The sequence below is a fragment of the Streptomyces cyaneofuscatus genome, from assembly GCF_033109485.1.
Classification (GTDB): domain Bacteria; phylum Actinomycetota; class Actinomycetes; order Streptomycetales; family Streptomycetaceae; genus Streptomyces; species Streptomyces cyaneofuscatus.
In genome coordinates this window covers 7,526,267-7,545,886 of record NZ_CP137002.1, presented here as the reverse complement: position 1 = coordinate 7,545,886, position 19,620 = coordinate 7,526,267, and the positions used below count along the sequence as shown (strand labels likewise).

At 73.9% G+C, this 19,620-nt stretch carries 16 protein-coding genes; 7 read left to right on the top strand and 9 right to left on the bottom strand.

The features are described from left to right. Positions 1-5: 5 nt before the first annotated feature. The 3 genes from R2B67_RS33405 to R2B67_RS33395 form a co-directional block, all read right to left on the bottom strand. Positions 6-998: an aldo/keto reductase gene (locus R2B67_RS33405; protein ID WP_317823589.1), complete on the bottom strand. Its 993-nt coding sequence runs from the start codon at positions 996-998 to the stop codon at positions 6-8. Positions 999-1,108: 110 nt separating this feature from the next. Then, positions 1,109-2,536 carry a ricin-type beta-trefoil lectin domain protein gene (locus R2B67_RS33400; protein ID WP_317823585.1) on the bottom strand — a complete coding sequence of 476 codons (1,428 nt, stop codon included), beginning with the start codon at positions 2,534-2,536 and terminating at the stop codon, positions 1,109-1,111. A 168-nt stretch (positions 2,537-2,704) separates the two neighbouring features. Next, a complete protein-coding gene (locus R2B67_RS33395) occupies positions 2,705-3,604 on the bottom strand; it encodes a glycoside hydrolase family 16 protein (RefSeq protein WP_317823581.1) in 900 nt (299 codons plus the stop codon). A gap of 305 nt (positions 3,605-3,909) precedes the next feature. On the opposite strand from R2B67_RS33395, the gene R2B67_RS33390 reads away from it, so the two are divergent. Further along, entirely contained in the window at positions 3,910-4,497 is a 588-nt protein-coding gene (locus R2B67_RS33390; protein WP_109976726.1) for a DNA polymerase ligase N-terminal domain-containing protein, read from the top strand. A gap of 182 nt (positions 4,498-4,679) precedes the next feature. On the opposite strand, the gene R2B67_RS33385 is transcribed toward R2B67_RS33390, so the two are convergent. After that, positions 4,680-9,512 carry a HEAT repeat domain-containing protein gene (locus tag R2B67_RS33385; RefSeq protein WP_317823574.1) on the bottom strand — a complete coding sequence of 1,611 codons (4,833 nt, stop codon included), beginning with the start codon at positions 9,510-9,512 and terminating at the stop codon, positions 4,680-4,682. A gap of 178 nt (positions 9,513-9,690) precedes the next feature. Here R2B67_RS33385 and R2B67_RS33380 point away from each other — a divergent pair, with 178 nt between their 5' ends. The 3 genes from R2B67_RS33380 to R2B67_RS33370 all read left to right on the top strand — a co-directional run bounded on the left by R2B67_RS33380 (position 9,691) and on the right by R2B67_RS33370 (position 12,564). After that, complete coding sequence (locus R2B67_RS33380; RefSeq protein WP_317823573.1) at positions 9,691-11,043, top strand: geranylgeranyl reductase family protein; 1,353 nt, start codon at positions 9,691-9,693, stop codon at positions 11,041-11,043. Next, positions 11,040-12,194, top strand: coding sequence for a winged helix DNA-binding domain-containing protein (locus R2B67_RS33375; RefSeq protein WP_317823571.1), 1,155 nt, complete (start codon positions 11,040-11,042; stop codon positions 12,192-12,194). Before R2B67_RS33380 ends, R2B67_RS33375 begins: the two co-directional genes overlap by 4 nt. Before the next feature lie 139 nt (positions 12,195-12,333). Next, positions 12,334-12,564: a twin-arginine translocase TatA/TatE family subunit gene (locus tag R2B67_RS33370; RefSeq protein WP_317823569.1), complete on the top strand. Its 231-nt coding sequence runs from the start codon at positions 12,334-12,336 to the stop codon at positions 12,562-12,564. A 19-nt stretch (positions 12,565-12,583) separates the two neighbouring features. Here the strand turns inward: R2B67_RS33370 and R2B67_RS33365 are convergent, their stop codons facing one another. Further along, complete coding sequence (locus R2B67_RS33365) at positions 12,584-13,522, bottom strand: M56 family metallopeptidase (protein ID WP_109976730.1); 939 nt, start codon at positions 13,520-13,522, stop codon at positions 12,584-12,586. A gap of 2 nt (positions 13,523-13,524) precedes the next feature. Next, positions 13,525-14,010 (bottom strand): BlaI/MecI/CopY family transcriptional regulator, encoded by a 486-nt coding sequence (locus R2B67_RS33360; protein ID WP_317823567.1) that lies wholly within the window; start codon positions 14,008-14,010, stop codon positions 13,525-13,527. Between the two features lie 205 nt (positions 14,011-14,215). Between R2B67_RS33360 and R2B67_RS33355 the strand changes: the two genes are divergently transcribed. The 3 genes from R2B67_RS33355 (at position 14,216) to R2B67_RS33345 (ending at position 16,355) form a co-directional block, all read left to right on the top strand. Next, positions 14,216-14,791, top strand: coding sequence for a TerD family protein (locus R2B67_RS33355; RefSeq protein WP_043186628.1), 576 nt, complete (start codon positions 14,216-14,218; stop codon positions 14,789-14,791). A 70-nt stretch (positions 14,792-14,861) separates the two neighbouring features. Next, on the top strand, positions 14,862-15,443 hold the full coding sequence (locus tag R2B67_RS33350; RefSeq protein ID WP_026242192.1) for a TerD family protein: 582 nt from the start codon (positions 14,862-14,864) through the stop codon (positions 15,441-15,443). 84 nt (positions 15,444-15,527) lie between these two features. Continuing rightward, positions 15,528-16,355 carry a hypothetical protein gene (locus R2B67_RS33345; protein WP_317823564.1) on the top strand — a complete coding sequence of 276 codons (828 nt, stop codon included), beginning with the start codon at positions 15,528-15,530 and terminating at the stop codon, positions 16,353-16,355. Here R2B67_RS33345 and R2B67_RS33340 read toward each other — a convergent pair. The 3 genes from R2B67_RS33340 to R2B67_RS33330 all read right to left on the bottom strand — a co-directional run bounded on the left by R2B67_RS33340 (position 16,326) and on the right by R2B67_RS33330 (position 19,558). Continuing rightward, the gene (locus tag R2B67_RS33340) at positions 16,326-17,051 is read right to left on the bottom strand and encodes a gamma-glutamyl-gamma-aminobutyrate hydrolase family protein (protein ID WP_317823562.1); all 726 of its coding nucleotides are present in this window, start codon (positions 17,049-17,051) and stop codon (positions 16,326-16,328) included. The two genes, R2B67_RS33345 and R2B67_RS33340, sit on opposite strands and share 30 nt — an antisense overlap. A gap of 58 nt (positions 17,052-17,109) precedes the next feature. Next, positions 17,110-18,579, bottom strand: a complete 1,470-nt coding sequence (gene eat / locus R2B67_RS33335) for an ethanolamine permease (protein WP_317823560.1) — start codon at positions 18,577-18,579, stop codon at positions 17,110-17,112. Between the two features lie 166 nt (positions 18,580-18,745). Then, complete coding sequence (locus tag R2B67_RS33330) at positions 18,746-19,558, bottom strand: FadR/GntR family transcriptional regulator (RefSeq protein WP_381074889.1); 813 nt, start codon at positions 19,556-19,558, stop codon at positions 18,746-18,748. Positions 19,559-19,620: the final 62 nt, after the last annotated feature.

Here is a 19,620-nt window from a genome sequence, read left to right as displayed (position 1 = left end):
ACCGGTCACCAGCGGCCGTGGACCTCCGCGCGGATGGAGCGGTCGTACAGCTCCCGTACGGCGTCCAGCGTGGACTGGGGCAGCGGCGGCAGGGCGGCGGCGGCCGCGTTGGCGCGGGCCTGTTCCACCGAGCGTGCGCCGGGGATCACGCTGGTCACGCCCGGCTGCTGGATGATCCAGCGCAGCGCGGTCTGCGCGGGGGTGGCGCCCTCGGGGGCCAGTTCGGCGAACTCGGCGGCGGCCTCGATCCCGGTCGTGTAGTCGATGCCGGAGAACGTCTCGCCCTGGTCGAACGCCTCGCCGTGCCGGTTGTACGTACGGTGGTCGTCGGGGCCGAAGACCGTGTCCTTGGTGTACTTGCCGGCGAGCAGCCCGGAGGCGAGCGGGACGCGCGCGATGATGCCGACGCCCGCCGCTGCCGCCGCCGGAAGGACCTCGTCCAGGGGCTTGAGGCGGAACGGGTTGAGGATGATCTGCACGCTCGCGACGCCCGGGCGGGCGATGGCGGTCAGCGCCTCGGCACAGGTCTCGACGCTCACCGCATAGGCCGCGATCCGCTGCTCGTCGACCAGGGTGTCCAGGGCGTCGTAGACGGCGTCGGAGGAGTAGACGCTGGTGGGCGGGCAGTGCAGTTGTACGAGGTCGAGGGTGTCGGTGCCGAGGTTGACGCGGGAACGGTCGTTCCAGGTACGGAAGTTGTCCAGGGTGTAGTTCTCCGGCAGCTGGTCCGCGCGGCGGCCCATCTTGGTGGCGACGAAGATGTCCGCGTCGGGGCGGTTCTTGAGGTAGCGGCCGATGAGCTGTTCGCTGCGGCCGTCGCCGTACACGTCCGCGGTGTCGAAGAAGGTGACGCCGGAGTCGACGGCCGCGTCGAGGACGTCGAAGGCGTCGCTCTCCTCAACCTCTCCCCAGTCACCGCCGAGCTGCCAGGTGCCCTGTCCGACGACCGAGACGTCACGGCCGGTCCTGCCGAGTGTGCGCTGTTCCATGAGGATCATGCTATTCCGCTTCTCCCGTCGAAAGGATCGGACAGGGTGGGTGGGCGGCGGCAGGAGCACCTCTGCCGCCGTCCACCGTTCTGGGCCGCCCTCCGACGGGCGGGCCGGGGTCAGCCCCGGTACTGCGCGAGGACTCTGGTGAAGTCCCACGGCTGCTGGCCGACACCGGAGCAGGTGTCGGCGCCGCCCCCGGTGCAGGGACGGTCGCGGTTGACGGACCAGAAAGTCAGCCGGGCCAGGTGCCGCTGCTGGGCGTAGGCGAGGATCGTGCGGAAGTCGGTGACGGTGATGGTCTCGCCGACGTCGGTGGTGCCGTTCATCGAGGAGATGCCGGTGTGCCGGTAGGCCTGGTCGTCGCTGTAGCCGTAGGCGTCTCTGACGGCCGTCTTGAGGCCTTCGGCGGCGCGGACGCTGAGCATGCCCATGTTCTGGCCGTTGCCGCCGAAGTTGAACGGCATGATCGTCCAGCTGTCGATGGTGAGTCCGGCCCGGGCGGCGCGGTTGATGAGGCTGGTGTCGGGGCCGTTCTGGCCGGTACCGAAGGTGATGTAGAGCTTGATGCCCGGGTTGTCGGCGCGGATGGTCCGCAGGGCGTCGACCGTGCGCTGCTGGACGGTCGGGGAGTCGTACGCGGCCGCCTCGATGTCGATGTCGATGGCCTTGAGCCCGTACGCGTTGATCACCTTCTGGTAGGCGGCGGCGAGTTCGCCGGCGCTGCCGCAGGAGCTCTCCAGCTTGTTGCCGCTCCAGCCGCCGAACGACGGGATCACGTCACCGCCGGCGGCCCGTACGGTGTTGATCGTCTGCTGGTCGACGCCGCCGGTGAGCGGGCGGCCGCCGTCCCACTGGGGGTTGCAGTAGCCGTTGCTGAGGACGAAGGCGAGGGTGAACCACTTGACGCCGGTCGCGTTCATGACGGTCGTCGGGGAGGGCGGGCTGCCCCAGCCGTTGTAGAGGTAGGGCGCGACGGCCATCGAGGGGCCGCCCGGGTCGGGGTCGGAGCCGCCCGCGGGGGCGGTCCACTTCTGGTTGGCGGCGCCGGTGCAGGTCCACAGCTGGAGGCGGGTGCCGTTGGCGGAGCTGTTGCCGGTGGCGTCGAGGCACTTGTCGGCCGGGACGGAGACGATGTCGCGGGCGGCGGAGATGCCCCATCGCTGGGCGGCGGTGCCGTTGCAGTCCCAGAGCTGGGCGACCGTGCCGTTGGCGGTGGCCCCGTCCTTGGCGTCCAGGCACTTGCCGAGGGCGCGGACGGTGCCGTCGGAGCGTACGTCCCACTGCTGGGCGCCCGTCCCGTTGCAGTCGTAGAGCTGCACGGCGGTGCCGTTGGCCGAGGAGGCGCCCGCCACGTCGACGCACTTGCCGCCGACGCCGGTGATCTGCCCGACCGCGGCGATCTCGACGGCGTTCGCGGGTGCGCCCGGGCTCAGGAACGCGGCCATGGCGATGAGCGACAGGCCCGGCAGGGCGAGCCGACGGAGCCTGTGGAGCCTGTGGAGCCGCCCGAGGATTCCGGGTCTCGGGGGCGGGGTGTCGGTCATGGGGTCTCCGTCCGGTCGGGGTCGAGCGGGGTGGGGGCCGGCGCCTGTGCGTGGAGGACCCCGCGCACAGGCACCGGGGCTGCTGATTCACCTGGTTCAGCGCAGCGTTCACCGCGGCCGGCGGATCGCGTCCCTCGTCCGTGAAGACCGCCAACAGTCGTCCGGCGGTCAGTCGTTGGTGGTCACGCGGACGTAGTCGACGACGAGCTGCGACGGGAAGGGTGTGGAGCCGTCGGGGTCGCCGGGCCAGTAGCCGCCGACCGCGAGATTGAGGATGAGGAAGAAGGGCTTGTTGAACACCCACTCCTTGCCGCCCAGGTCGGCGGGGGTGCGCCGCTGGAAGACGTTGCCGTCGACGGACCAGGTGATGGAGTCCGGCGCCCAGTCGACGGCGAAGGTGTGGAAGTCGTCGGCGAACGCGGCCCCGTTCGGCAGCGTGTAGCCGGCGCCGATGCCGTCGGCGCCGGAGTAGCCGGGGCCGTGCAGGGTGCCGTGGACGGTGCCCGGTTCGAAGCCGACGTTCTCCATCACGTCGATCTCGCCGCTCTGCGGCCAGCCGACGTTGCCGAAGTCGTCGCCCAGCATCCAGAACGCGGGCCACATGCCCTGGCCGCGCGGGACCTTGACGCGGGCCTCGACGTGTCCGTAGGCGGCGGCGAACTTGCCGGCCGTGTTGAGCCGGGCCGAGGTGTACTCGCAGGTTCCGTACCAGCACTGGTAGTTGCCGGGGTTCTCCTTGCGGGCGGTGATCACCAGGTTGCCCTGGCCGTCGAGGGCGGCGTTGCCGTTGCCCCCGGTGTAGAACTGCCGCTCGTGGTTGTTGACGTTGTCGCCGGTCTCCAGCTGCCACTTGGAGCCGTCGACCGCCGCGCCGGCCGGGCCGTCGAAGTTGTCCTCGAAGGAGACGGCCGCCGGGCCGGGGGCGGGGGCGGATCCGGGGGCCGCGGAGGCTCCGCCGGGCAGGGTGGCGAGGAGGGCGGAGCAGCAGAGCAGGGAGGCCGCGTAGAGCGCGGTGCGGCGGCGCCGGGAGCGGGTGGGTACGGCGTTGTGCGGGAGGTGCACGGTCATCACTTCGCTTCGTGGGGGGACATGTGCATGACAGATTGACACCGAGAGGTGAACGGTGGGGGCGATCACCTCGGGTGCATATTTCAATTCTTGATTTAAGGGAGTGCCGCAGGAGCCGTCAATAACCTGGTCCAGACCGGAGAGCGAACGGACCATGCCGCAGGCATATGCGACTGAACGCGGCGAGGCCCGCCGTGCGGTTCCCTCCAAGCAGCGGCAGAGTAGGAGTGACCGACCCGGCGGCGCGGCCGAGCTGCACCGGACAGCGCGGCGGGACCGGGCGGTGCGGGCGGAGGGAGCACGGCATGCGGAACGACGGCGTACCGCGGCCCCGTTTCGACGGCGTACCGCGGCCTCATTTCGTCGTGCAGATCCATGACGCGCGGCGCATGCACTTCGACTTCCGCCTGGAGGTCGACGGCGTACTCAAGTCCTGGGCGGTCCCCCGCGGCCCCTCTGAGAACCCGAGCGACCGGCGCCTGGCCGTCGAGACGGAGGACCACCCGCTGGAGTACCGCGAGTTCGAGGGGGTCATCCCGCAGGGCGAGTCCGGCAGCGGCACGGTGATCGTCTGGGACCAGGGCACGTACGAGCCGCTCGGCCACGACGGGGAGGGCGACGCGGTGCCCTTCGCGGAGTCGCTCGCTCTCGGCCATGCCACGTTCTGGCTCCACGGGTCCAAGCTGCACGGCGAGTTCGCGCTCACCCGCTTCCGGGTGGGCGACGAGCCGGAGAGCGGCGGCCAGGAGGCGTGGCTGCTGATCAAGGCCAACGACCGCCTCGCCGTGCGCGACCGGCCCGGCTCGCCGGACCCGTACCACGCCCGCTCCGCCCGTACCGGACGGACACTGCACCAGGTCGCGGTGGCGGCGGCCCGGGAGGACGGGGACTGAACCACCCCCTAGGGCCTGTCGTCAAACTGCCGTCGTCGCCCGGAGGGCGGCCGGGCGGCGTCTGGTGCGTGCGATCGCAAGGCGCCGGAATGGTCTTGTAGCGGAGCTACCAGGGCATTGCGGCAACGCCGCGAGCGGGCGTGCCAGGCGTCGCCCGGCAGGCGGCAGTTTGACGACAGGCCCTAGGTGCTCCTGCCGGTCTCCGCCACCTGGGCGAGGAGGTCCGTGTAGAGCGACCGCCGGTCGGGGCGCGCGTGGGCCGCCGCCCGGCGCAGTGCCGGGGCGGCCGCCGGGCCGAAGCCGGTGACCGCCTCCCGCGCGGCGCGGCGGACGACGGGCTTCGGGTGCTGGAGGAGGCGGACGAGCTCCGGCAGGGCGGGCTCCCACGAGGCCCGGCCGAGGGTCCGCACCGCCATCCGCACCACGTCCGGCAGCGGGTCGGAGAGCAGGATCACCGTGGACCGGGCGTGGCCGGCCCGGTCGAAGAGGGCGCGCGAGGCCCGGTGGGCGTGCAGGCGCACCCCGGCTCGCGGATGGCGCAGCAGCTCCTCGATCACGGCGTGGAGGGCCGGGTCCGGCTCGCCGCCGGGTGTCGGCGTGTGCTCCTCGACGAGGCGGCCGAGGGCGCGGCGGGTCTGTTCCGGCGTCCCCTTGCGGGCCAGGTCCAGCAGCTCCGGCAGGGCCGGGAGGTGGGCCCGTGCCGCCGGAACGCCCGGGGCGGGGGCGCGCAGGGCGTCCAGCGCGGCGGCGTCCTCGGCCTCGGCGTCCGGGCCGCGCAGGGGGCCTGCCACGAGGACGAGGCGGTCGGCCAGGGCGTCGCGGCCCTCGTCGCGCAACCGGCGCCGTACGCGGTCCAGTTCGGGCGTACGGAGCAGGGGGCGGCCCGTCAGCAGCTCCAGCAGACCGTGGGCGCCCGCCTCGACGCGCGGGCCCAGCAGGTGCGCCAGTACGTCGGCGGGGACCCGGTCCAGCACCGTACGGGCGGCCGCGTGCACGGCGGGCGGGCCGTGCTGCCAGCGGTCGAGCAGCATCGGGACGAGGGGCGGCAGGTCCCAGGGGCGCAGGCGCTCCGCACAGCGCAACGCCCTTTCCGGCAGCACCCCTTGGGCGTCCAGCTCCGCCGCTCCGAGGCCCGCCGGCGTACGGGCGAGGCGGTCGACCCCGGCGTCGGGCAGCTGGTCGACGCGGCCGCGCAGGTACGCCCGGACGACGGCGAGCGCCACCTCCGGCTCGGGCCGTCCGCCGAGCGCCCGGGCGGCGGCGTTCCGGTCGTCCGGGTCGTCGGCCTCCAGCAGGGCCAGGAGCCGGGCCTGCCAAGCGGCGGAGTGCGGCCCGTCCGGATGGGCGGGCCGAACCCGGTCCTGTGTGCGGGGAGTTGAGGCCGACCGGGTCTCGGCGACGGTCCACGGCGGTGCGCCGAGCGGCTGGAGCGCGGTCATCCAGTCGAGGAGCGGAGCGCGTACGTCGGGTCCGGCTGCCGGGTAGGCGTCGATGACCGCGTGCAGCAGCTGCCGGGAGCGGGGAGCGCCGGGGGCATTCTTGAAGGCCCCGTCGATGCCGCCGCGCCGGAACTCCGCCAGCGCGGCGGGAGTCCGTACCGCCTCCCTCAACACGTCACGCACGTCGGCGGATACGTCGAGCGTCTCCCCGTCCCGTACACCGAAGGCCTCGCGCAGGACGTCCGGTGCGGTCCGCCAGGGGTCGGGGCCCAGGTGGGCGGCGGCGAGCGCCCGGTCGACGTCGGTGAGGACCAGCACGGCCCCGCAGCGCCGGAGCAGGGAGAGCGTCAGGGCCGGGGAGGCAGGGAACACCCGCCGGAGCGCGCGCAGTTGCTCCACGACGGTGAAGCGCCGCACGGCGGACAGCGCCGGGACCACCGCGTCCAGGACGTCCAGCAGCTCCCCCGCGAGCTCCGCCGGCCCTCCCCCGCTCGCGGCCTCCTCGAACGCGTCGGTCACCGCCCCCGTGTACCGGCCGAACACCGCCACCTCGTCCGCCGACCACGGCGCCGGGCACAGCCGCAGCGCGCACCACAGCAGGCGGGCCCGGAGCGCTGCCGGTCCGGAGCTGTCGGCGAGGGCGAGCCAGCGGTCCAACTGGATGCGGAGCGAGGTGAGTTCGCGGGCCAGGGCGGGGTCCGGCGGCTCGGGGCGGCGTGCGATGCGCAGGGCGAGCGACGGATCCCAGCCGCCGCGCTCCAGCGCCTCCACCTCCCGGTCGGCCGCGTCCGGCCGCCCGGCCGGGGTGTGCGGCAGAACCGGGAGTCCCAGCCCGGCCAGCGGTTCCGCCAGGTCCTGGACGGAGCCCGAGGAGAGGCGGACACGGCCGTCGGCGACGAGCGTCAGCAGAGCGGGCGCGACCGGTGATCCCTGGGTGTGCAGGGCGAGCACCGAACGCGCCGACGGTATGCCGTCGAGGCCCGCCAGCAGCAGCCGGCGGGCCCGCTCGTCCCGGCTCTCCTCGGCGGCCGCGAGGAGGGTGGCCGCGTACGCCTCCCCGAGCACGGCCCGCAGCGCCCGCGTCAGCGCGTCCCGCAGGCCCGGGTTGTCGTCGCGGCCGAGCCGCCGCAGGAGGTGCGGCACGGCCTCCGGTCCGCCCGCGTGGGCCAGGGCCTCGGCGGCGGTCTTCCGGATGTTCATGTTCGGGTGGGCGAGGCAGGCGGCGACCGGCCCGGCCGCCCAGTCGGCCCGTGCCGCCCCGAGCGCCAGGAGCGCCTGCCGTACGGTCCGGATGTCCGGCGACGCGGTGAGCGGGAGCAGCGTCGCCGACAGGGCCCGTGCGTCGGTCCCCGAGGTGTCGTGGGCCAGCAGGGCGATGACGTGCTTGCGTACCTGCGGGTCGCGGCTGCGCAGCAGGCGGTGCACGCGGGGCCGGGTGTGCGCGGTGGCGGGGATCCGGAGCAACGCCTTGAGCAGCACGGACTGTTCGGCGCCGGTCGTTCCTGGCCGGTCCAGCAGGTCGAGCAGCGTCGTGGCGAGGAGCGCGTGGCCCGCGCCGGGGGCGTCCGGGGCGTCCAGCAGGCAGACGGGCCGGATCCGCCGGCGCGCGTACAGGCGGCGTCCGAGGTCCTGGACCGCGTCCAGTACGGCGTCGGGAAGCTCCGGCTCCCCGTCGGGGCGCGGTCCGTCCTCGCGTGACCTGTGGCGCCGGTCCGGGGCGGGAGCGGGTTCCCGGTCCGCGGCGAGGTCGCGCACGACGCGCAGGAGGAGGTCGGCGACGAGGGGCGACGCGCCCGCGCCCGCGTGTTCGGTGATCCGGCGGAGCGCGGCCACGGGGTCGGCCTCGTCCGGGCGGGAGCGCAGGACGGCGAGCTCCTGTTCGTCGGGGGCGCCGAGGTCGGCCGCGATGCGGGGCGGCAGGTCGGTGGGGTCGAGCCGGGCGAGGAGGCGCCGGCGCAGGTCGGGGTGGGTGGTGAGGTGCCACAGGAGTTCCAGCGCCCGGCCGCGTGCGGCACGCAGGGCGGGCGCGATGCCCGCGCCGGGTACAGCCATCGCGGAGGTCGGCGCGGCTCCCGGCCCACCCTCCGCCGCCCAGGGGGCGTACCGGGTCACGTCGCTCCCGTACTCCCCCACGCCCGTGCCGAGCCCCAGGGCGAGCGCCGCCTCCGTACGCTCGCCGCCGATCGCCTCCAGCGCGGCCAGTGCCTCGACGGGGGCCGTGGGCAGCAGGGCCAGCACCGCTTCCTCGGCGTCCACGGGGCGCAGGACCCGGATCGCGTCGAGGAACGGGCCCGGGGTGGGAGCGGCCGGCAGGAGCCGGGCCACGGCCTCGCCGACCGGGATGTCGGCCGCGCCCTGACCGGCCAGCGCGACCAGGAGGTCCAGGCGGCGCGGCCAGTCGGGAGCGGTGAGCGGTGCGTCGAGGAGGGCGTCGAAGAACGGGCGGCGGCAGGTGTGGAGGATGGTGGCGACGTTCTCTGCGGGCTGTGTGTGGTCGGCCAAGGCGAGGCCGAGGACCGGTACGACGTCCGGCGCCGACGGGAAGTGGCCGCGCCGGTGCAGACCGCCCAGGCAGGTGAGGACGGGCCCGGCGAACAGCAGCGGGTCGCGGGCGGCCAGGGCCAGGAGGCGGCCGATGTCGGTACGTTCCGCGAGACCGCCGAGGAGTTCCACGGCCCGCCGCCGCAGGTCGGGGTCGGCCGCCTCGTCCTCGGCGGTGCGCAGGAGCAGGTCGCGGTGGCCGTGCCGGGCTGCGGTGGTGAGGGCGGCTCCGGAGAGGGAGGCGGCGAACTCGGACGGCGCGTCACCGTACTCTCCACCGGAGAGGTGCTCACCCATCACCGACGCGTCCAGCGGAACCACCACCGCCCAGGGCTCGGCCAGCTCGCGCAGCGCGGCCCCCACCACCCCGGCGTCGGGGGCGCCGAGCAGCCGGACCAGCAGCCCGCGCACGACAGCCGGGGCGAGGAGGCCGGCGTGCAGTCCGGCACGGGCCAGGCGCAGCGCCTCGTCCTGGAGGACGGGGTCCCCGGTGGCGGCGAGCCCGGCGACGAGCCGCTCGGGGTGGTGCGCGTCCAGGACCGCGGTGGCACGGACGGCCTGGTAGAGGAGCTCTCCGGCCGGTTCTGTGGCGACGACGGCGGGATCGGCGAGCAGTTCGGCCCGCAGCCAGTCGATTTTTACGCGAGCGGGCCACCCGGCCGCACGCCAGTCGGGCAGCGCCCGGCGGGGCCGGTCCGGCTCGGGCCGCAGCCGCCCGTGGAGCTCCGCCAGAGCGAGGGACTCCTCAGGCGTCGCCCCCGAGGAGTCGGGCAACAGGCCGACGAGCAGCTCCTGTTGACCAGAACCGAAGCCAAAGCGGGAACAGGCGCCGGAGTCGGAACCGGCGTCGGCCGGGGCGCTCGTGCGCTCGGTGAGGAGGGCGAGGCCGAGATGGCGTACGCGGGGGTCGGGGTGGCGGACCAGCCGGCCGAGCAGCTCCGGGGCGCAGGTCCGGGCGTCGAGGTGCCGGGCGAGGAGTCCGACGTCGGCGCGGGCGAGGGCGGCCTCGATGAGCTCCTGCGGAGGTGTGGTCACCCGGGGATCGTAGACACAGGGCAGGTCGGGCGGCCCGGGCAGGTCAGGCAGCCCGGGCAGGTCCGAGGCCTGGTTCCGCCGCGGCTCCTCCTGGCCGATGATGTTCGTCCACCGGGGCCACCATCCACGGCGGAGCACCGGCCGTCCGTGAACAGGCGAGAAGGGAAGAAGGGTTGTGATGCGGGAGATGTCAGCGGATCCGACGGCGGCGGACGGGCGCGCGGGCGAGGACGCCCAGGTGATCGTGGTGGGGGCGGGACCGGCCGGCTCGTCGGCCGCGTACCACCTGGCCCGGGCGGGTGTGGACGTGATCCTGCTGGAGAAGGCCCGCTTCCCCCGGGAGAAGGTGTGCGGCGACGGCCTCACCCCGCGCGCGGTGCACCAGCTGATCCGGATGGGCGTCGACATCTCCGCGCCGGGGTGGACGCGTTCGCGTGGGATGCGCTGGGTGGCCGGGAAGCACCGGGTGCACATCGACTGGCCCGCGCTGGGCCGCTACCCGGACTTCGGGCTCTCCCGCAGCCGCCACGACTTCGACGACATCCTGGCGCACCACGCGGTGGCGGCCGGGGCGCGGCTGTACAGCGGCTGGAAGGCGGAGGGGCCGCTGACGGACCGGGCGGGCCGGGTCTCTGGGGTCAGCGCGACCTCGGACGCGCCCGACGCCCCGGGGCCGGTGGATTTCCGCGCGCCGGTCGTCGTCGCCGCCGACGGGGCCTCGGCCCGGCTCGCCCTGGCGCTCGGTCTGGAGCGGGACCCCGGTCGGCAGATCGCCACGGCGGCCCGCCGCTACTACCGCAGCCCGGAGCGCTCGCGGGAGGAGTACCTGGAGCTCTGGGCCGACCTCCGCTTCCCCGACGGGGGACCGTACCTCCCCGGGTACGGCTGGATCTTCCCGATGGGCGACGGCCGGGTCAACGTAGGGCTCGGGGCGCTCCCCCACCGCCGGCACGGCAAGGCGGACCTGCGGGCCACCCTGGACCAGTGGCTGGCCCGGACGCCGGAGGAGTGGGGGCTGCGCGAGGAGAACGCCGAGGGCCCGGTCCGCAGCGCCGCACTGCCCCTCGGCTTCAACCGCCATCCGCTGTACGCCCGGGGGCTTCTGCTGGTCGGCGACTCCGGCGGCATGGTCAGCCCGTGGAACGGCGAGGGCATCGGCCAGGCCCTGGAGGCGGGCGAGGTCGCCGCGGAGACGGCCGCACTCGCCCTGGCCCACCCCGAGGGCGCTCGCCGCGAACAGGTGCTGCGCGGCTACCCGGTGGAGATGAACCGCCGCTGGGGCCGTCACTACCGCCTGGGCAACGCGGCCGCCGACGTGGTCTTCAGCCGCTCGGGATTCCAGCCCGTGCTCAACCGGTACGTCATGAACTCGCCGTTCCTCCTGAACACCCTGGCCCGGCTGCTCACCGACCTCACGGACAAGCCCTCGCGCGATGTGATCGACCATGTCCTCAACACGGCATTCCGCATCGTCCCGGCGCCCCGGCCGGGACGCGCCCCCGGGCGGCTCAGGAGAGGAACGCACCGATGACGCGCGCCAGGATCACCGCGCGGGGACTCAACCGCGCCACGCTGGCCCGGCAGTTGCTGCTGCGGCGCGAGCCGCTGGACGCCGCCGAGGGCGTACGTCGTGTGGTCGCGCTCCAGGCCCAGCAGCCGGCCTCGCCGTACGTCGCGCTGTGGAACCGGCTCACCGCCTTCGACCCGGCAGGACTCGACACCGCGTTCACGGACCACCGCGTGGTCAAGGCGACCCTGATGCGGCTCACTCTCCACGCCGTGCACGCCGACGACCACCCTGCCTTCCGGGAGGCCGTGCACCCGGTGGTGCGCACCTCCCGGCTGGGGAGCCGCTTCACCGCGTCCGGGCTGACGGCGGCGGACGCCGACGCGCTGGTCCCCCGGCTGCTGGAGTTCGCGGACCGGCCCCGGACCACCGCCGAGTGCGAGGCCTGGCTGGGCGAGCAGCTGGGGGCGCCGCCGCAGGACGGGGCGTGGTGGGGGCTGCGGCAGTACACGCCGCTGCTCCACGCACCCACCGCCCCGCCCTGGTCGTTCGGCCACCGCCCCTCCTACATCGCGCCCCGCACCGGTCCCGTACGGACCGATCCGGAGGCGTCGGCCGCGTCCCTGCGCACGCTGGTCCTGCGCTACCTCTCGGGGTTCGGGCCCGCCTCGGTCGCGGACGTGGCGCAGTTCGCCATGGTCACGCGGGCCCGGGCGCGGGCGGCGCTGGTGGACCTCGCCGAGGGGCTGGAGCGGCTGGAGGGGCCGGAGGGCGTGGAGTTGTTCGACCTGCCGGGGGCGCTGCGGCCGGACGGGGCCGAGCCGGCGCCGCCCCGGCTGATGGCGATGTGGGACAGCGTCCTGCTGGCGTACGCGAACCGCGGCCGGGTCCTCCCGGAGGCGTACCGCAGGACCGTGATCCGCGCGAACGGCGATGTGCTGCCGACGCTGCTGGTCGACGGGTACGTGGCCGGGGTCTGGCGCCCGGTCGCCGGGGGCATCGAGGCAACCGCGTTCCACCCCCTGGCCGAGGAGGTCTGGGAGGGGCTCGCGACCGAGGCCCGGTCGCTGGTGGGGTTCCTCGCCGGCCGTGAACCGGAGGTCTACCGGCGCTACGGCCACTGGTGGAACCGCCTCCCGGACGCCACCGTGCGGGTGTTGCCCGGGGCCGGCTGATTCGGGAACCCGGAGAAGCCGGCTGATTCGGGAACCCGGGGAACGAGTGCTCTACAGCCCTGTAGATTGCACTCTGCCGGCCGCCCGTCAGGGGTCCGGATGACTTCTCGTCACGTCCGCCCCAGAGAAAGCAGCAGCCATGTTCGGGATCGGCGAGCTCACCATCCTTCTCCTGGTCATCGTGGCGGTGCTGGCCGTGAAACGGCTCCCCGATCTCGTGCGGTCAGCAGGGAAGGCCGCGCGCATCCTCAAGAGCGAGAAGCAGGCGCTCAAGGACGAGGGCAAGAGCGAGAGTGAGGGCGGCGGCCCGTCCCAGCCCGCTCCCCGCGTGATCCGCGGGGAGACGACCGAGCGGGACACCACTCCCTGAGGCTCCCCTCCGCCCAGGTCTACAGCGGCGTCGTCGCCGCCTCCAGTACGAGGAAGAGCGCGACGGCCGCGTTGAGCGCGGAGAGCGCGGAGACGGTCGTCCCGGCGGCGGCGACGAACGCGGCGGCGCCGGCCGGGGTGAGCGCCGGCGGCCAGCCCCGGTCCGGTGGCACCGGGCCCAGCAGCGCGGCCACCCGGCGCGGCACCGGCCCCGCGGCGGCGAAGCCCGCCACGGCGGCGGCCCGGGGGCCCGGAGCGGAGATCAGCGCCGCCTTGCCGACCGCACGGGCCGTCAGCCGGCGGTCGCCCGTGACCCGGGCCGCCTCCTCGTCCGCCCAGCGCTCGGTGGAGTAGACGAGGGCCGCCTGGAGGGGCCGCAGCAGCGGGTTGACGCACCCGGCCAGCCGGGTCGCGAGCAGCAGCCGGTGATGGCGGCCGTCCAGATGGGCCCGTTCGTGGGCGAGCAGCGCCCGGCGCTCCGCCGGGTCCAGGGCGGCGAGCATGGCGGTGGAGACCATCACCCGGCCCGGCGAACCAGGCAGCGCGTAGGCGTACGGCACCTCGTCGGGGAGTACGGCGAGGTCGCCGCCGCCCGGCAGACCGGCGAGGGTGCGGTGGGCGCGGGCACGGAAGCGGTAGTGGCGGTGGACGGTGAACCCGCAGGCCATCGTGACCGCGACGAGCGCCAGGATGGACGCCTTGCCGGCGAAGGCGTCGTGCGGGACGGCCTCCCGTACCTCCTCGTCGGACCAGCCGTCGGGCAGCGGGTTGCCGGGCAGCTGCGCGGTGCCGACCACCACCAGCAGACCGAGACAGACCAGGCTGCAGGAGGCGAGGATCACGGCGACGGTGGTCAGCAGGCGTGCGGCTCTCCGTGGATGCAGGTGCTGCTCGGCCAGCCGCGCGATCGGCAGCGCGGTGAGGGGCAGGACCAGGGGCAGATACACGAAGACGCCCATCGTCAGCCCTCCGGCCGGTCCGTGGGCGCTGCGCCAGGTCCACCAGGCCCATCGGGTCCAGGGCCGGGGCCGCTTTCCGGCGCGCCGCCGCCCCCGGGCTCGCTCTCCGCGAGCAGCGAGCGCAGCAGCTCCTCGTCGTCCGCCGACAGGACGGAGACGAAGCCGGCGAGCACCGCGTCACGGTCCCTCTGCTTGTCGAGAAGGCTGCGCATCCGCAGCGCGGCGAGGCCGGCTTCGTTCGCCACGGGCTGCCACAGGACCGGGCGCCCCCGCCCGGTCCGGGTGACGGCCTGCTTGGCGTGCAGGCGGGTGAGGATCGTGATGACGGTGCTGTACGACAGGCCGCTGCCGAGCCGTTCCAGCACCCACGCGGCGGTCACCGGTTCGGTCGCCTCGCCCAGCACGGACAGCACCTGGGCCTCCAGCTCGCCCTGGCCCCGCCTGCGGGCGGGCGCTTCCCGCTCGCCACCGGCTCCTTCGTTGTCCACCGTCCGGCCCCCCTCTCGTCCTGCTTCGCTCAGCCGCCCGGTCCCTGCCGTTCATCTGCCGGGCGACCGGGGAATCGTATCCAGCCACCGGCCCTCCGACGACACCTCCGGCCGCTTCCCACCCGACCTATAAAATCTACAGTGTTGTAGATTTACAGCGGTGCCGCAGAGTGTCCGCACCGTCACCACACAGAGGGAGAACACCATGGGCGTGAGTCTGGCCAAGGGCGGAAATGTCTCGCTGACCAAGGAGGCTCCGGGGCTGACCGCGATCCTCGTCGGCCTCGGCTGGGACGTCCGTACGACCACCGGCGCCGACTACGACCTCGACGCGAGCGCACTGCTCTGCGACGAGTCGGGCAAGGTCCTCTCCAACGACCACTTCGTCTTCTACAACAACCTCAAGAGCCCGGACGGTTCGGTCGAGCACACCGGCGACAACCTGACCGGTGAGGGCGAGGGGGACGACGAGATCGTCAAGGTCGACCTCTCCGCCGTGCCCGGCACCGTCGCCAAGATCGTGTTCCCCGTCTCGATCCACGAGGCGGAGGGGCGCGGTCAGAGCTTCGGCCAGGTCCGCAACGCCTACATCCGTGTGGTCAACCAGGCGGGCGGCGCGGAGATCGCCCGTTACGACCTCAGCGAGGACGCCTCCACCGAGACGGCGATGGTCTTCGGCGAGCTGTACCGGCACGGCGCCGAGTGGAAGTTCCGTGCGGTCGGGCAGGGTTACGCATCGGGGCTGAGCGGCATCGTCGCCGACTTCGGCGTGGGTCTCTGACCCCGCCCCGCCGCCCGGACACACTCATCTCACCCGACCTCACCTCACCGCAACAGCGAAGGCGGAAGCCATGACGATCAACCTCTCCAAGGGCCAGCAGGTCAGCCTCACCAAGTCCGGCGGCGGCGAACTCGGCGTCGTACGGATGGGGCTGGGCTGGAAGTCCGCGCCCCGCAAGGGTTTCCTGGCCCGGCTGACCGCCCGTGACATCGACCTGGACGCCTCGGCCGTGCTCTTCGCGGGCAAGGACCCGCAGGACGTGGTCTTCTTCCAGCACCTCACCAGCGACGACGGTTCGGTCCAGCACACCGGTGACAACCGGGTCGGCGGTGCGGGTGAGGGCGGCGACGACGAGTCGATCGTCGTCGACCTGCGGCGGGTGCCCGTCCACGTCGACCAGATCATCTTCACGGTCAACTCGTTCACCGGCCAGACCTTCGAGGAGGTCGAGGCCGCCTTCTGCCGTCTGGTCGACGAGAGCACCGGCCAGGAGCTCGCGCGGTACACGCTGACCGGCGGCGGGCGGCACACCGCGCAGATCATGGCCAAGGTCCAGCGGGCCGGTTCGGGGTGGCAGATGACCGCGATCGGCGCCGCGGCCGACGGGCGTACGTTCCAGGACCTCATGCCCGCCGTCGCCCAGCACCTGTAGCCACGACGGATCCGGGGCCGCAGGAAGCCCACGGCTACCTGCGGCCTCCGCAGCGAAACAGCGACATATCGACAGAGGGACAGTATGGGCAGGCCTTCCCCGCTGGGGGACGAGGACAGATCCGTCTACGCGGAGGTGGTCGACGAGGTGCTCGCCTCGGCGGAGTTCCAGCGGCTGCTGGAGGAATCCGGCGTCAGCGGCGGCCGGTTGCGGATCCGGGCCCTGGCCGCGGTGGGGCGTACGGCTCCGGCCGCCGCTGCGGAGTACCGGGCGTACGCAGCCCTGCGGCGCGCGGCGCACGGCCGGCGCGGCGACGGCGGCCCCGCTGCTCCCCTGTCGGGGCCGGGGCACCAGGAGCGGCCGGGCGCAGGTGCCCTGGCGGTCCTCGGGGTGCTGACCCCGATCCTGGCCGCCGTCGCGGGGGCGACCTTCCTCCTGCTGGGGTACGGGCTCCGCCTGACCGACAGCATGGCGGCCCTGGCCGACACCCTCGTCCGGGTCGGCTGGATCAGTGTGGCCATCGCGGCCGCCACCTCCCTGATCAGCCTCGTCGCCGTCTACCGCACCGCCGCCCGCCGACCGGCGCCCGGCTCACCCCAGGGGGTGGACCGTTCGGCCGATCTGGACCGCGCCCGGGAGACCTGGCGCACCGCCCTGCGGGACAAGGCGATCCGCCCGTTCCTGCTCGGCGAACTCGCCGAGGCGGGACGGGCGGCGGCGGCACCCGGCGGCCCGCGCTTCACCCCGCCGGCCTTCGCGGGCCCTGACTACACCCGGCCTGACTACACCACCAGGCCCGACTTCGCCGGCCCTGACTTCACCCGCCCCGACTTCACCGGCCCGGGTTTCTCCGGACCCGGTCACGGGAGTCCCGGCACCGGATCACCCCAGCTGCCCGACACCCGGCGCTGATACGCGCGAGCGGTGGCGGGCCGCGTCGACCAGGGCGGCCATGACGCGGGGGTCGTCGCCCATCTCCGGGTGCCACTGGACCCCGAGCACCAGGCTCTCGTGGTCGGGGAGTTCCAGCGCCTCCACCGTTCCGTCGGGGGCGTGGGCGGAGGCGATCAGGCCGGTGCCCAGGCGGTCGACGGCCTGGTGGTGGTAGGCGGGCACCGTGGTCTGCTCGGGGACGGCCGCCGCGTACGCCGTACCGGGCACGGGGTCCACCGGGTGGCCGCCGAAGACGGCGTGGCCGCCGGTGTGGCCGTCCAGGTGCTGGTGCAGGGTGCCGCCGAGGGCGACGTTCAGCAGCTGCATGCCCCGGCAGATGCCCAGCAGGGGGACGCGCAGCTCGATCGCCGCCTCGATCAGGGCGAGTTCCCAGGCGTCCCGCTCGCGGGCCGGAGGCCCCGTACGGGGGTCGGGAGCGGCGCCGTAGCGGGACGGCTCGACGTCCGCTCCCCCGGCGATCACCACCCCGTCCAGGGCGGCCACGGTCTCCCGGGCCGCGTCCGCGGCCTCGTCCGGCGGCAGCAGCACCGCCAGTCCGCCCGCCGCCCGGACCAGGCGGGGGTAGGCGGCGGGCAGGAGCACCGCGGGCATCTCCCAGACACCCCAACGGGCCGGGTCCTGGTAGGTGCTGATGCCGATGACGGGCCGGGACATGGAACGGCTCCTTCGGTTGTCTCGTTGACGAGTCGCGGGACGGGGACGTGTACGCCGGTCAGTCGCGCTTGAGCTCCGCCTCCGCCGCGGCCAGTGCGGCGAACTCCTCCTCCGGGGCCGCCGCGACCAGCCGGTGGCGGCTGTAGAAGGCGAAATAGGCGAGCGCCACCGCGTACACACCGAGCGCGATGAACGCCGCGTCCCGGTCCACCAGGAAGGTCGCCACCAGCGCCGAGCATGCCAGAACGAAAGCGACACCCGAGGTGCCCGCGCCGCCGGGGGTGCGGTAGGGCCGGGGCAGGTCCGGCTCGCGGCGGCGCAGCACGATGTGGGACAGGGCCATCAGGGCGTAGCTGATGGTGGCCCCGAAGACGGCGACGTTGAGCATCCGGCCGCCGTTGCCGCTCCAGGCGGCCAGGGTGAAGCCGATGACGCCGGGGATCAGCAGGCCGAGGTAGGGGGACTTGCGGCGGTTGGTGAGGGAGAGGAAGCGCGGCAGATAGCCCGCCCGGGAGAGGGCGAACAGCTGGCGGGAGCCGGCGAAGATGAGCGAGAAGAAGGAGGCCACCAAGCCCGCGAGGCCCGCGTAGTTGACGAAGCGGCTCAGGGCGGTCGGCTCGCCGGTGCCCTGGAGGGCGACCACGAGCGGGTTCCCGGCCTCCTTGATGGCGTTGGCGCCCTGGGCCCCGGTGGCGGAGACGAAGGTGATGAGCGCCAGGAAGACCAGCACGGCGAGCGAGATGGCCAGCGCCTTCGGCATCGAGCGGACCGGGTCCTTGGCCTCCTCGGCGGCGAGCGGTACGCCCTCCACCCCGAGGAAGAACCACATGCCGAACGGGAACGCCGCCCAGATGCCGAGGAGCCCGTACGGCAGCCAGGAGTTGGAGCCGAAGGCGCTGGGGTCGGCCGGGATGTCGTTGAGGCGGCCCGCGTCGAACTCGGTGAACGCGCCGACGGCGAAGATCAGCAGGGCGGCGACCGCGATCGCCGTCACGACCAGGCTGAAGCGGAGGGCCTCGCCGACGCCCCAGAGGTGGATGCCGATGAAGATCGCGAAGCAGGCGAGGTAGACCGGCCAGCCGGAGGTCAGCCCGAACAGGCCGAGCGATTCGACGTAGTCGCCGATGAAGAGGGAGATGGCGGCGGGGGCGAGGATGTACTCGATGAGGATGGCCGTGCCGGTGAGAAAGCCGCCCCAGGTGCCGAGCGCGCGCCGGGCGAAGCCGTAACCGCCGCCCGCGGTCGGCAGGATGGCGGAGAGTTCGGCCAGTGCGAAGACCAGACAGGCGTACATGACGCCCATCAGGACCATGGCCACGGCGAGTCCGCCGAAGCCGCCCTTGGAGAGGCCGATGTTCCAGCCCGAGAAGTCGCCGGAGACGACGTAGGCGACGCCGAGTCCGGTCAGCAGCAGCCAGCCCGCGCTGCCGCGCCTCAGGGTCCGGCGGCGCAGGTACGCGGCCGAGCCGGTCGCCCCCGGGCTCGTGGAATCGGATGGTCCGGCGGGTGTTTCGGTTCCCTGAGCCATGAGGCGCTCCAGATGTCTGTCGACGTCGTCGATGGAACTGCTGCGATGCTTCGATCAAAGGTTCGTCGGCACACCTTTGTGGAACGTCGGCGCGAAAGGCAAGGGGCCTGCGTTAAAGAGTGGTTAACGGATGCGCTGCGGGACCGCTCGGGCCGGCCGGCAGACCTCAGGCCAGGAAGCCCCGCAGCAGCGCCGCCGTACCGGCGCAGTGTTCGCGCATCATCTCGCGCGCCGCCTCCGCGTCCCGGTCGAGCACGGCCTCGACGACGGCCGCGTGCTGCTGCTGGGAGTGCTCCAGGTTGCGCACCAGCAGCGGGATGCAGTCCAGGAGTTCGTTGAGGGTGGCCCGTACGGAGGCGTACTGCGCCGCGAGCGAGCGGGAGCCGGAGAGTTCGGCGAGGGTGAGGTGGAGCAGGGTGTCCTGGCGGCGGTAGTCCTCCAGGCGGGCGCCCTGGGTGGCTTCGAGGGCCGCCCGCAGCCGGGCCGCACCGCCGTCCGCGAGCCCGTCGGCGCAGAGCCCGGCGGCCCCGGTCTCCAGCACCTCGCGGAAGCGCAGGGTGTCCTCCACGTCGACGGCCGCCACCCGGCGCCGCAGCTCGTCACTGCCGTCGGCGGCGGCGGCGCGCGGCAGGACGAACGTTCCGCCGTAGCGGCCGCGCCGGCTCTCCACCATGCCCTGGTCCTGGAGGACCTTGAGCACCTCGCGCAGAGCCACCCGGCTGACGCCCAGGTGCTGGGCGAGTTCACGCTCGGCGGGCAGCCGGTCGCCGGGCGGGACCAGGCCGAGGCGGAGCAGTTGCAGGACCTGCTCCAGGGTCTCCTCGAAGCCGTTGCCCGCGCGGACGGGGCGCAGGACGGAGACCGGCGGCGCGGAGGCGGACTCGGGGGCCTCCCCGCCCGTCGCATCTTCGCGGGCGACGTCCGGGGCACCGTCCGCCGCCACCGGACGGGTGCCGTCGGTTCTCCTTTTGGTGACCACTCGCGGATTCCCTTCCCAATCAATGGTTCTCTGTCATACCTTAAGCCTCCCGGTTCACCCAA

Coding starts and splice junctions, on each gene's coding strand:
- R2B67_RS33405 (WP_317823589.1), bottom strand. CDS start 998: ATGATCCTCATGGAACAGCGCACACTCGGCAGGACCGGCCGTGACGTC.
- R2B67_RS33400 (WP_317823585.1), bottom strand. CDS start 2,536: ATGACCGACACCCCGCCCCCGAGACCCGGAATCCTCGGGCGGCTCCAC.
- R2B67_RS33395 (WP_317823581.1), bottom strand. CDS start 3,604: ATGACCGTGCACCTCCCGCACAACGCCGTACCCACCCGCTCCCGGCGC.
- R2B67_RS33390 (WP_109976726.1), top strand. CDS start 3,910: ATGCGGAACGACGGCGTACCGCGGCCCCGTTTCGACGGCGTACCGCGG.
- R2B67_RS33380 (WP_317823573.1), top strand. CDS start 9,691: ATGCGGGAGATGTCAGCGGATCCGACGGCGGCGGACGGGCGCGCGGGC.
- R2B67_RS33375 (WP_317823571.1), top strand. CDS start 11,040: ATGACGCGCGCCAGGATCACCGCGCGGGGACTCAACCGCGCCACGCTG.
- R2B67_RS33370 (WP_317823569.1), top strand. CDS start 12,334: ATGTTCGGGATCGGCGAGCTCACCATCCTTCTCCTGGTCATCGTGGCG.
- R2B67_RS33365 (WP_109976730.1), bottom strand. CDS start 13,522: ATGGGCGTCTTCGTGTATCTGCCCCTGGTCCTGCCCCTCACCGCGCTG.
- R2B67_RS33355 (WP_043186628.1), top strand. CDS start 14,216: ATGGGCGTGAGTCTGGCCAAGGGCGGAAATGTCTCGCTGACCAAGGAG.
- R2B67_RS33350 (WP_026242192.1), top strand. CDS start 14,862: ATGACGATCAACCTCTCCAAGGGCCAGCAGGTCAGCCTCACCAAGTCC.
- R2B67_RS33345 (WP_317823564.1), top strand. CDS start 15,528: ATGGGCAGGCCTTCCCCGCTGGGGGACGAGGACAGATCCGTCTACGCG.
- R2B67_RS33340 (WP_317823562.1), bottom strand. CDS start 17,051: ATGTCCCGGCCCGTCATCGGCATCAGCACCTACCAGGACCCGGCCCGT.
- eat (WP_317823560.1), bottom strand. CDS start 18,579: ATGGCTCAGGGAACCGAAACACCCGCCGGACCATCCGATTCCACGAGC.